The sequence below is a fragment of the Lactobacillus acetotolerans DSM 20749 = JCM 3825 genome, from assembly GCF_001436775.1.
In the GTDB taxonomy this organism is placed as follows: Bacteria; Bacillota; Bacilli; order Lactobacillales; family Lactobacillaceae; genus Lactobacillus; species Lactobacillus acetotolerans.
Map to the genome: position 1 here is coordinate 1 of NZ_AYZC01000043.1, position 11,492 is coordinate 11,492.

The following is an 11,492-nucleotide window of genomic DNA, read 5'->3' on the forward strand; positions in this document are numbered from 1 at the left end:
ACATTGGCTTCATGACCTATTTGAATCAGTGTTGCACTTAATTTGATAATTCAGGAATTAAATAAAAAACTCATTTGTACCTATTTATTCAATATAAGGTCACAAATGAACTTTTCAATTTTCAAAAATATTTTGATCAAATAACGAACATCAATATAAAGATCCGTCTTTTTTCATTAAGTCAATATAACTCTGATTCTTTAAATACGCTTGCTGAGTATCATACCACTCATAAACTTTATTACACATTTCTTCTGCACTTTTATTATTAAATTTCTTTTCATCATAAATCACGAAATATGGAGTAACATATGTCCCCCATATCTTTCTGTTGCTTTTCTTACTTAAAAAGTCAAAAACATCTGATATATATTGCTTTAAGAACATACTGTCTAAGCCATCACATTCGCCTTCAAAAACAATTCCATTTGTTTGAAGTTCATTTACTATTTCATTTAGTGCATTTTTATTATTAGCAAAATGTTTTTCTACTACAATATTCACCATTATCTATATTCAGCTTTCTATATAAAAAAGCCCCAATAGCCTCTATCCATGAGATTACTGGAGCTCCAACTTAACAAACATCTAAATTATACCAATAAACATTATGTGTTTCACATCAATATAAAAATTAATAAAGAGCATCTCTATCAAGAGATGCTCTTTCGTTCTAGATTCCATTTATTCAACTTATTAAATTCAATGTATCCTAATTAATCACCTTAGCAGGTACTCCAGCAATATTCTTTCCTTCTTCTAGGAAACTATGAGTAACAACTGCATTTGCACCTATCATAACATTAGAAGCGATCTTTACAGGTCCAATAATACGTGCTCCTCCACCTATTACGACATTATCACCAATAATTGGAGCAGCATCATTATCAGGACTTTTTTGTCCTATTGTAATATCACCATAAATATGACAGTTTTTTCCTATTTTTGCTTTACCATTAATTGCTACAAAGCCAAAATGATCTATTCGCAGTCCTGGTTCTGCACAATTAATTGGAATACCAAAGACCAGTTTTACACCTAATTTGTGTAATCTATACCTTAAGTAATTATCATATATCTTCAATACAGCATTAGGTTTTCTCTTATTTAAATAATATATATACTCTCTACAGCGCATGAGCTTTAAATATTTTTTTATTTCATCACCAATATACAAAAAACGATGTTTGCCGCCATTCGCCTGTTCGTCTTGTTCAACATAATATCTATATTGCCTAAATGAAGTTATCATAATACCTCTACTACTTTTATAACTTACTTTTCAAAATCATCTTAGCTCTGTCAAGCATGGAATAAGCATTTTTATTCTTCAATAATATAAGTATTGCGCCATACATAATGACCGAAAGGACTACTGAAAAGATAGTTTTAAGCCACAAAGATTTAAAGCCATAGCTACATAATAGACAAACGACTACAATTCCTACACAGCCAATAATAGAATCAAGCAAATTTTTCAGTGTATCTTTTTTGAAAATCACTGGCTTAATAATATCCCAGCATGAATAGCCATTCATGATCATAACTGTAAATTCAGCTAGCACTGTACTAAGCGAAGTACCATCATATGACATAAAAGGAATCAAAATAAAGTTCAAAGCTATATTTTCAATAGCAGTAACAATCGTATTACGTAAAACTAAATTTTCTCTTTTTGCTGGAATTAATACACAATCTGAAAAAATCCACGCAAATATTGAAAAGATTATTGCCCAAGAAACAATACGTAATGAATTTACTGATGGTAAATATTTATCACTCGCAATAATCAGGATAACTTCTCGACTAAGCATTATTAGACCAACTGCCGCAGGCAAAACAAGAATACCTAAAGAGCTTATAACCTCAGATAAAACCTGATTGTACTCACCGATTCGTCTTTTTCCCAATAAAAATGCTAAACGAGGAATTGTAACGGTTAGCAAAGCCGATAATAACCCTTGAGCTATTTGATATATTTTTACTGACGTACTATATATACCTACAGCATAGTCGTTCTTCAATAATCCAAGAATAGTTGTATCCGAAGCAACATAAATTGTAACAGCTATAGCAGAAGCAAAAATTATTAATATGGGCTTTAAGTGATACTTCCAATTAGTATTAGTTGTTAATCTAATATGGACAAATTTTTTTGCATGAATAAAGTTTAATATATTAGATCCTACAGCTGAAAATACAGTGATAGCCGCATAAATCAAATAATCTTCAGGCTTTCTAACTAATAAAAATAAAAAAATTATTGAAATTATTTTAAAAATTATACTTCTTATAGTTATATATGCATAATCTTCATAAATCGTATAAATCCATTCTGTTCCTAAAGTAGTAAATAATATTTGCAAACTAAAAATTAATATACAAGAAATATAATTATGTAGATTTTTAAAAATTAATAAGGTGGCAAACAATAATAGATAAGCTATTATTGTTGCTATTATATTTAAACTAAAAACTTGACTGGCAAATTTATCTATTTTTTCCTTATTTTCTCGATATTTTGCTCCCTCACGCACAGCATAAGTAGCTATACCAAGACCTGCAATTAAAATAAAGTAGCTCACATAGACATTAGAGAAATTATATATACCAATTTCTGAAACAGATAATACTCTCGAAACATATGGAAACGTAATTAATGGAAAAAGTAAATTTAAAACGCTTCTTAAGCCATTAAGAAAAGCATTCAATCCTAATGATTTTTTCTTCATTTTTATTCTTTCTTCAATTTTGACCAAGTACAATCTTTTACTTGGTCCCACGTTTGATTATAAATATCATTTTGTTTCAAAAGATTTATCCTTTCATCGTCAAATCTTTTTTTAATAAAATGGGCAGGAACTCCACCCCATATTTCATAATCTTTAATGTGTGTGCCTTTAGTTACTACAGCCCCAGCTGCAATTACTGCTCCATTTCCTATCGTTGCACCTGATAATATAGTTACATTATGAGATATAAGTACATCGTTTCCGATCTTTACCTGTTTGGTTTGAATTCCATCACCTAATACAGGACTAGACAAAGGCTTAGCTATATCATGTTCTGCAGGACATATACTTACATGATCAGATATACTACAGTAATTACCAATTACTGTATTTTCAATCCATGAATTAACATTGATATACGATCCATATCCGATGCTTACATTTTCTTTAACAATCGTATTTTCTCCTACACTAACCATATTGCTATATTTAGCATGAACAGATGCTTTAGTAGACATTATGTTTGTATGATTTAGCTTATTTTTTATGCTCCATAAAATAATTTGCTTTATATTATGTAAAAGATTTTTTAGATACAAAACTATCATTTTTTACCAGATGTTATAAAATGTTTTCCTTTCTTTAAACTTTTAAATAGATTGTACTTAATAAACAAAGAATAAGTTGATATACCAATTAACTTAGCTAGTTTTTTATAAGAATAAGATTTTGCTTTACCAACTTCTACATAATTATAAAGATATCTAAAAGTATTTCTAACTGGTTCTAATTCAAGTCCAAGCTTTGTTGTATAAACTAATCCATTAAAGTTGTTCATATCTCTTTTTAAACTATTCTTAGTTAATCCATCTGAGAGATAATCACCAACATAAATAGGAACCATATGCCATCTAATAATATAACCATCCGCTGCTATCTTATTCCATACGGTCCCTTCCGTAATAAAGTTTTCATCTTTAAATATTTTAAATGGATATTTTTTTAACAAATTAGTTTTATATATTTCTGCCTTATCCCCGCCTAAATTAAATTTCTCACGTTCTAAATTAGTAGCATCAATTATTAATTTTCCATTTCCTCTCCCACCATTAATTTTATTATCTGGGTATTTTCTCAGACCCGCTACACCTGCGAAATTTTGAAAATTAGCATCATGTTCAATATCATCACACCAATTATTTATTAAATCAACCGCATTTGGTACGAGCCAATCATCACTATCTACGATAAAAAAATATTTTCCTTTTGCTAATTGTACGGCTTTATTTATTGCTCGAGGTTTACCACCATTTTTAACCGTTATATATCTAATGTCATATTCTCTATTTTTCTGTGCAATATTCTTGTTTATTTCTTTATCAGTACCATCAGTTGACCCATCATTGATTATTATCCATTCAAAATTTTTCCTTGTTTGCGAATCAATTGAATTAAACAATCTAGTTACATACTTTTCTCGATTATATATAGGTGTAAATATAGTCAAAAACATGAGGTTCTCCTCTTTTTAATTCATTTCACGGCCATAACTCGATTTAATTTCTAAAAAGCATAAAGGAAATAAGATACAGCAAATTGGTGAAAAAACGACTTTTTCTGTAAAGGCATAAATCAAAAGGATTACAATAATTACTAATTCATTATATTTGTTTTGAATTATTATCCTTTCGATTGCAACACTTAGTATTAACAAAAGAATTATTGTTTGAAAATATCCTATACCTATTAGAAAATTCAAATACCCATTGTCTAAATAATTTGTTGTAAAACTACCATCGTTCAATAACACATTAATTGTTTTAATATTTTGAGGGAAGAATTTTATTCCATATTGATTCAAATTAATATTCCAAAACAATAATCTATTAGATAACGCCTTATTAAGAGAATTCATCCAGCCACTATCTAACGTAAATTTTTCACCTAAAAACATACTTACGATTGCTAGAACAAATGGTAACGTAACTGTCAATTTATTCTTTAGCATTCTCTTATTTAATACAATTACTAAATAAATAATTGACAATATCCCAGCTGTTCTATCTTTAACAACAAAAAATTCTATAAAAAACAATATTAATAAAATAAAGACTTTTATTATTTTTCTAAAATCACTATTCAAATAAAGATACAGTAAACACTCGGAAAATATAAAAAATCCTATTGCATTCTTACTAGTAAATCCTAAATTTGAAAAGTTTATTATTCCTAGAATTCCAAACATAGCACTTACTACAACACCTATAAAAGTGGAGCAAAAATATATTTTTACTAATTCTCTAGATGAAAAATTAAAGGCAGAAATTCCACAAAGGTACAATAAAACAATACTGTATGACTTAAATATTAAACTTAATACCAATGAAAAAAATATCAAACCTAAAAAATAAAATAGTTTTGATGAAATACGCCCCATTCTGAAAAGATTTATAATTGCATTTAATGCAATTATAATAGCTAAAATTATATCTATTCCAGATAAAGTTGTACTGGAAATTACTGTATTTAAATTTGATGTACTTAAGATACCTATAACAATTAATAAAAAATATGCACTTCTTATTAACAAAAAATCTAACGTTCTCTTATTTTCCATAAATTAATGCCGATCATTAAACAAATATTTTTTTAAATAATATGATGTTGCTTTTTTAAATCCTATTCCTTTTATCTTCTCTCTTAAGTTTCGTGGCTTTATATATATATCGGAAATAATAATCCCTATCTTTACTCCAAAGATTTTTATCATTTTTCTTCTAAGTAATTGCCCATATCTATCCTTATCTGTTAGCCATGATCCTAAATATAAATGAATTCCTACAGTATTAGAAGTCACTTTCAATTGACCAGTTTCAAAATTTAATGGACAAAAATATTCAACAGGATAAATATTAAAACCATCTATATCTTGAACCTTATTTACATCTTGTAGACCATCTTTTATCAAACGACCTGTAAATCTTGTGACAATAGTTTTTTTATTATACTGATTATTTTTTAAAATAAAACTTTCAGCTTTATACTCTTCAAGTATATCTTTTATTAAATCATTATTACTATATGTTGCCATACCTAATCCAGGATTTACTTTAATAGGATATAAACTTTCGCATGCTAAAAAGGAACCTTTTTCAATTATTTTATCTAATCCTTTTATAAGCTTTACATCAGTATCTAAATACACACCACCATATTTATTTAGTACATATAGTCGAGCATAATCACTAACAAATGCCCATTTTTTAGCTTTATAAGCTTCTTTCACATACAATGGAGCCCTATTTATTTGAAAATTTTTTTCATCCCATCTTTTTATTTCATAATCAGGACAAAACTTCTTCCAACTCTGAATACACTCTCTCACCTTATCTGGAATTGGGCTACCACCAAACCAAAAATAATGTATTACCTTAGGTATCTCATTCATATTTTCTTTTCCTTAATTTTTGAGTTCTTAATTCATAAATCATCTTATTAGGTAATAATCCCATAACTATTGGTTTCATTATATATGGCACACATTTAAGAAACGGTAAGTTCATTTGCTTATATCCATAAGCTCGCACTTTAGCCGTATACCAAGAATATTTAAATTGACCATATTTTTTATTTTGACTATGACTTATAAAATACACATACAACGGTTTTTGAATATTGTATCCCTTCATACCTAAGGCATACATTCGCATATATAAGTCATAGTCCTCAGCTCGCATTGTTTCTTTGCAGACCCTATAGCCATTGGACCTTTTTAAAGCCTCAGTTCTAAACATAGTACAAGGATGCAAAAAAGGAGAATTCCATAAAAAACTTTCCTTTGATGGTTTTTCTTCCATTTCTTTTAATCTATGTTTATTAACACCATCATCTATATAATATGCACTAGATACAAAGGAATATTCTGGATGTTTTTCTAGAAAATCAAATTCTATCTGAAACCTATCTTTATTTGAAAAATCATCGTCATCCATTCTTGCAATATATTTTCCCCGAGCGAATTTCAAGCAATGGTTTAACGAAGCACCTAATCCCATATTTTGTTTATTGGATATTATCTTTATTCTATTATCCTTCTTAGCAATTTCTTTCAAAACTTGTAAGGTATTATCAGTTGACTTATCATCACAAATAATAAATTCAAAATTTGAAAAAGTTTGATCCAAAATAGATTTAATAGCTTCCTTATATCTAGGTGATAAATTATAAACACCCATTATTACAGAAATTTCAGGATTCATATATAGCTTTCCTTTTATAATAAATTCGAATAAAAATTATCAGCATCATGCGATATTTGTTTCTTATTTGTAAGTTTAAAAATATTAGTATTATGTGATATGACTTTCCACTTTTTCACTTCAAATTTTTTATTTAAACACTTTTGAAGTGAAAACAAATTAGGTTCAAATTTAGAATATCTTTTTGTAATCTTGGAAAAGTTACTCATATTTTGACTCAATGCATAATTTAATGCATAATCTATCAAAAAATAATCTACAAGTTTATCATTATACTTCCAATACTCTTTGAAAAAAACATTCATAAATTCAAATATATCCAAATGTGATGGACCACCAATTAAAAAGCCTGTCCATCTTCCTTGTGATACATTAAAATTTGTTTTATCTTCATAACCACTGCATGTAAACAATTGCTCAGTATCAATATTATCTAGGTTGCCTGTTACATAAAGCGTAGCATCCATCCATAATCCACCATAGTTACTTAACAGATTAAATCTAAGAAGATCTGATAAATGTGTTAAAGTGATTTGACCTTTATCTACTTTTTCATAGACGTAATTCGGTAGAGTAGCATATTTTTTTATATTTACCTTAGAAATAAAGATTACATCTCTCTTTCCACGATTTTTCAATATGCTTTCGTAACATTTTCTCGAAAGATCAGTTAACTTATCTTGTCCCTGCCACCAAAAAAACCATATTTTATTAGAATTTTTATTCTTTTTCTTTGATGACCTTTCAACTTCACTCAGAGTATAAGTAAACAATGGATTAAGCTCTCTCATTATTAATTGATGACGTGCTGAATTATACTTTCGTGCCAGAGTCCTCTGCCATGGCATACGATTTAATATTTTAGCAATAATGAAACTAAAATTATGAGAGTGTTTTATATAATATTTATTGTTCATTATCTATATTGTTTTTTCCTTATCTCGTAAAAAATAGGTGCCGGTATTAGACCGATAATTATTGGTTTAATTACATATGGAATCGATCTATATCCTAAATGTAAGGCTTTAAATCCTCCGTACCTTACTTTAGCTTCGTTTATTCTATCTTTCATAGGTCGATACTTTTTATGTTTTTCATTTTCAATATCAATTCTATAATTAAATAAAATTTCTTGAATGTTGTATCCTTTATATCCTTTAGCATATAATCTAAAAAATAAATCATAATCTTCGGCTCTACGCGTTTCTTTAGTAACCCTAAATCCATGAACAGCTTTTAATGCATCAGCTCGAAACATCATAGAAGGATTTAAAAATGGGCTATTCCATAAAAAATCACTTTTTTGAGGCTTTTCTGGCAACCTAAAAGTACCCCATATTTTATTCTTATCAAAAACGTTTGCTATCGTACCAACAAATGAATATTCTGGATGCTTATCTAGAAAATTAACCTCTTTCTCTAATCTTTCTTTTTTTGAAAAATCATCATCATCCTGAAATGCAATATATTTTCCTTTTGAAAATTTAATACATTCATTTCTCGAATATCCAGGACCATGATTTTTCTTATAGCCTATTATTTTTATTCTAGAATCAAGCTTAGAAATTCTTTCTAAATATTCTTTTGTTTTTGAATCTGTAGAACCATCATCACAAATAATAAATTCAAAATTTTTATATGTTTGATTTAAAATCGAATTTACGCTGTTTAGTAAATACTCATATTTCTTTACATTAAAAACAGACATAATTACTGAAACTAATGGCATATTAAACCTCTATAAATATCTCGACTTTCTTGCGCTACACGACTACCATTAAATTTACTATGAACACATTGCGCAGCCTTTTTAACTATTCTATTTCTTATTTCAAAATCATTATGTAAAGCCATTACTTGATTTGCAGCTTCACAATAATTATCTTTCTCTACTAACAATCCATTTTCATTATTTCTAACAATATTAGGAATAGCATCCACATTAGTAGCGATAATAGGAACACCACAGGCCATATATTCCGGTAAAACTAAACCAAAGCCTTCCCAGCGAGATAACAGCATCCCCACATCCATAATCTTTATATAAGCTGTAGGATTATCTACCCAGCCAGTTATTAAGAATGATGAACCGAGATCATATTGATTAATCAACTCTTCAGTCTGATCTCGTAATTCACCATCCCCAACCATTAGAAAGAATGCATTAGGGATCTTCTCTTTTATCAACTTTGCAGCCTTTACAAAGGTATCAGGAGCCTTTTGCTTAGATAGTCTGCCAACCATTCCTACAACAAATGCATCGTCAGGAATACCTAATTGATCCCTACTCATAGGAGTAGTTTTCTCTATCTCTTCTAAGTCAATTCCATTGTAGATTACTTGTAATTTGCTTGGCTTACAAATCTTTTCTCTAAGAGCAGATTCTTTTTCAGCATCGGAAATGCATACAATTTTATTACAGAAATGAGCAGATATTTTTTCTATCCATTTGTACATTTCTTTCTTTTTAGCAGATTGCTGCATATTAAACGCCCAACCATGAGGATTATAGATAACCTTATTCTTTAATCCTAAGTCGGCAATACGTGCAAATGCGCCTGCTTTACTCGAATGGGCATATACGATATCTGGCTTTAATTGCTTGATGATTCTTCTGAGTGTTCTTTCAACTTTAATATCTGATGAGGGATCAATATCATGTGCCATCTTCAAGACTATGACTCTATCAGCCAATGTTTTGAACTTTTTATAATCATAGTTTTGTGAACATACTAAGATATTCTCAACTTTATCCTTGCTATATTTAAAGAGCGTTTCTAAATATCTTTCTACCCCACCTGCAGCTTCTGCAACGTGAAGCACACGTATTTTTCTTTTCATATATCCTCATCAAAATCTTTATATAAAAAAGCATTCATTAAGCAATGCAATTTGTTCTAAATCATATCGTTATAGAATTCAATATATTTAGGTCTCTCATTACCTAACAAATGCTCTTGAACTTTTTACTATTAACAAGCTCCATTAGGATGAATCATTACACCAATAGTTCTAAAAATAATTCCTAAATCATAGAAAAATCCACTATTATTGATGTATTCGATATCCAATTCAACCATTTCATCAAAATCTGCATCGTTACGTTTAGTTACTTGCCATAAGCCAGTACAACCAGGAATAACTGACAAACGCTGCAAATCATAATCAGTATATTTTTCAACTTCAGTAGGTAGTGGTGGACGAGGTCCAACCAAATACATATCGCCAATCAATACGTTCCAAAGCTGTGGCAATTCATCAAGACTATATTTTCTAATCGTATGCCCAATTTTTGTAATTCTTGGATCATCTTTAATCTTAAACATTGCTCCATCAATTTCGTTTTGATCTTCAAGTTGATCAACCATCTGGTCAGCGTTAACAATCATCGAACGAAACTTATACATTTTAAATGGTTTGCCATCCTTACCGATTCGCTCTTGCGAATAGAAAGCTGGACCACCATCTTCATGCTTAATTAAAATTGCCAGCACTAAAAATAATGGTGACAAGATGATTAGTGCACAGGCACTAGCTACAATATCAAGAGTACGTTTAAAAAAATGATAGATGAAACGTCCCTTTACTTTATTTTGATCTAATTTTACTCTCTCCATCATCAACATTTTCCTAAAGTCTCGCTATTCCTCATCCTAAAACAACCAAAACTTTCTCTTTTTCTTCAATGGTCGCCAGTCGAGCTGCACGTCATCGCCATTGACAATCGCTTGCGCGTTATCACGAAATTCTTGAGCTCTTTCACTCCCAAATTCGTTGCACAATTTTTCCAGTGCTTCGCTGTACTCATATTGTCGTTTTGGCAAATCATGTGCATCTGAAGCAAAGCAAGCACATTGACCTGCTTCGATAAACTTGCGTGACATTTCTTCAATTTTCTTGCCAAAAGTCCCCATGTAAGAACTAGCAGTAATTTGCACTAAGCATCCCTGCTCAATTAATTCTTGCAAGATAGTTGGCTCTTCCAGAATCTTTTTGTTACGCTCTGGGTGTACCACAATTGGTGTAATCCCGCGCTGCATTAATTCAAAGACCATATCTCGCGTATAAGCTGGTACATCGTCACTTGGAAATTCCAAGAGCATGTATTGTCCACCTTCATCTAAGAAAAGAATATCGTCATCATCTAATGCCTTAGGCAAGTCTCCAGAAATTCTAACCTCTTGCCCAGGAAACACCGTTAACGGAATCTTGGCATCGTCTAACATATCCTGAAAGTTTTCTGTTAAACGAATAACGTCTTTCTTATGATTGATATACTTGCCATTAAGCATATGTGGCGTGCAAACTGCATGAGTTACCCCATCCGCAACTGCTTCTCTAGCTAACTTGATTGATGTTTGCCAATCTTTGGCACCATCATCAACGCCTGGCAAGATATGACAATGAATATCAACTAACACCATTATTTCTTTAACCTAGAAAACCAATGTCATTAAGTTAAGACATTGACAAAGCTGATGATACTTTTTAAGACATTTAT

Annotated in this window: 13 protein-coding genes; all 13 read right to left on the bottom strand. The window is 29.9% G+C overall.

Going from position 1 to position 11,492, the window contains the following annotated elements:
- Positions 1–150: 150 nt before the first annotated feature.
- The 13 genes from FC77_RS06430 to FC77_RS06490 all read right to left on the bottom strand — a co-directional run bounded on the left by FC77_RS06430 (position 151) and on the right by FC77_RS06490 (position 11,415).
- A complete protein-coding gene (locus FC77_RS06430) occupies positions 151–507 on the bottom strand; it encodes a hypothetical protein (protein WP_056970766.1) in 357 nt (118 codons plus the stop codon).
- Positions 508–712: 205 nt separating this feature from the next.
- Positions 713–1,252: a serine O-acetyltransferase gene (locus tag FC77_RS06435; RefSeq protein ID WP_056970767.1), complete on the bottom strand. Its 540-nt coding sequence runs from the start codon at positions 1,250–1,252 to the stop codon at positions 713–715.
- A 16-nt stretch (positions 1,253–1,268) separates the two neighbouring features.
- Positions 1,269–2,732, bottom strand: coding sequence for a flippase (locus tag FC77_RS06440; RefSeq protein ID WP_056970782.1), 1,464 nt, complete (start codon positions 2,730–2,732; stop codon positions 1,269–1,271).
- Between the two features lie 2 nt (positions 2,733–2,734).
- Positions 2,735–3,250, bottom strand: a complete 516-nt coding sequence (locus FC77_RS06445; protein WP_162258103.1) for an LbetaH domain-containing protein — start codon at positions 3,248–3,250, stop codon at positions 2,735–2,737.
- Positions 3,251–3,336: 86 nt separating this feature from the next.
- On the bottom strand, positions 3,337–4,239 hold the full coding sequence (locus tag FC77_RS06450; protein WP_162258104.1) for a glycosyltransferase family 2 protein: 903 nt from the start codon (positions 4,237–4,239) through the stop codon (positions 3,337–3,339).
- Between the two features lie 21 nt (positions 4,240–4,260).
- Positions 4,261–5,349, bottom strand: a complete 1,089-nt coding sequence (locus FC77_RS06455; protein WP_151443519.1) for a hypothetical protein — start codon at positions 5,347–5,349, stop codon at positions 4,261–4,263.
- A gap of 3 nt (positions 5,350–5,352) precedes the next feature.
- Entirely contained in the window at positions 5,353–6,180 is an 828-nt protein-coding gene (locus FC77_RS06460) for a glycosyltransferase family 32 protein (protein ID WP_038525505.1), read from the bottom strand.
- The gene (locus tag FC77_RS06465; RefSeq protein WP_056970773.1) at positions 6,173–6,991 is read right to left on the bottom strand and encodes a glycosyltransferase family 2 protein; all 819 of its coding nucleotides are present in this window, start codon (positions 6,989–6,991) and stop codon (positions 6,173–6,175) included. Before FC77_RS06465 ends, FC77_RS06460 begins: the two co-directional genes overlap by 8 nt.
- Positions 6,992–7,005: 14 nt before the next feature.
- Positions 7,006–7,908, bottom strand: coding sequence for a capsular polysaccharide synthesis protein (locus tag FC77_RS06470; RefSeq protein WP_056970775.1), 903 nt, complete (start codon positions 7,906–7,908; stop codon positions 7,006–7,008).
- Entirely contained in the window at positions 7,908–8,720 is an 813-nt protein-coding gene (locus tag FC77_RS06475) for a glycosyltransferase family 2 protein (protein WP_056970778.1), read from the bottom strand. Before FC77_RS06475 ends, FC77_RS06470 begins: the two co-directional genes overlap by 1 nt.
- Positions 8,711–9,832, bottom strand: coding sequence for a glycosyltransferase family 4 protein (locus tag FC77_RS06480; protein WP_056970780.1), 1,122 nt, complete (start codon positions 9,830–9,832; stop codon positions 8,711–8,713). Before FC77_RS06480 ends, FC77_RS06475 begins: the two co-directional genes overlap by 10 nt.
- A gap of 131 nt (positions 9,833–9,963) precedes the next feature.
- The gene (locus FC77_RS06485; protein WP_082621127.1) at positions 9,964–10,617 is read right to left on the bottom strand and encodes a sugar transferase; all 654 of its coding nucleotides are present in this window, start codon (positions 10,615–10,617) and stop codon (positions 9,964–9,966) included.
- 27 nt (positions 10,618–10,644) lie between these two features.
- Entirely contained in the window at positions 10,645–11,415 is a 771-nt protein-coding gene (locus FC77_RS06490; protein ID WP_054682145.1) for a tyrosine-protein phosphatase, read from the bottom strand.
- Between the last annotated feature and the right edge of the window lie 77 nt (positions 11,416–11,492).

What these genes read in the sequence shown, in the direction of transcription:
- FC77_RS06430 (WP_056970766.1), bottom strand. Translation starts at nt 507, where the DNA reads ATGGTGAATATTGTAGTAGAAAAACATTTTGCTAATAATAAAAATGCA.
- FC77_RS06435 (WP_056970767.1), bottom strand. Translation starts at nt 1,252, where the DNA reads ATGATAACTTCATTTAGGCAATATAGATATTATGTTGAACAAGACGAA.
- FC77_RS06440 (WP_056970782.1), bottom strand. Translation starts at nt 2,732, where the DNA reads ATGAAGAAAAAATCATTAGGATTGAATGCTTTTCTTAATGGCTTAAGA.
- FC77_RS06445 (WP_162258103.1), bottom strand. Translation starts at nt 3,250, where the DNA reads ATGTCTACTAAAGCATCTGTTCATGCTAAATATAGCAATATGGTTAGT.
- FC77_RS06455 (WP_151443519.1), bottom strand. Translation starts at nt 5,349, where the DNA reads ATGGAAAATAAGAGAACGTTAGATTTTTTGTTAATAAGAAGTGCATAT.
- FC77_RS06460 (WP_038525505.1), bottom strand. Translation starts at nt 6,180, where the DNA reads ATGAATGAGATACCTAAGGTAATACATTATTTTTGGTTTGGTGGTAGC.
- FC77_RS06465 (WP_056970773.1), bottom strand. Translation starts at nt 6,991, where the DNA reads ATGAATCCTGAAATTTCTGTAATAATGGGTGTTTATAATTTATCACCT.
- FC77_RS06470 (WP_056970775.1), bottom strand. Translation starts at nt 7,908, where the DNA reads ATGAACAATAAATATTATATAAAACACTCTCATAATTTTAGTTTCATT.
- FC77_RS06475 (WP_056970778.1), bottom strand. Translation starts at nt 8,720, where the DNA reads ATGCCATTAGTTTCAGTAATTATGTCTGTTTTTAATGTAAAGAAATAT.
- FC77_RS06480 (WP_056970780.1), bottom strand. Translation starts at nt 9,832, where the DNA reads ATGAAAAGAAAAATACGTGTGCTTCACGTTGCAGAAGCTGCAGGTGGG.
- FC77_RS06485 (WP_082621127.1), bottom strand. Translation starts at nt 10,617, where the DNA reads ATGTTGATGATGGAGAGAGTAAAATTAGATCAAAATAAAGTAAAGGGA.
- FC77_RS06490 (WP_054682145.1), bottom strand. Translation starts at nt 11,415, where the DNA reads ATGGTGTTAGTTGATATTCATTGTCATATCTTGCCAGGCGTTGATGAT.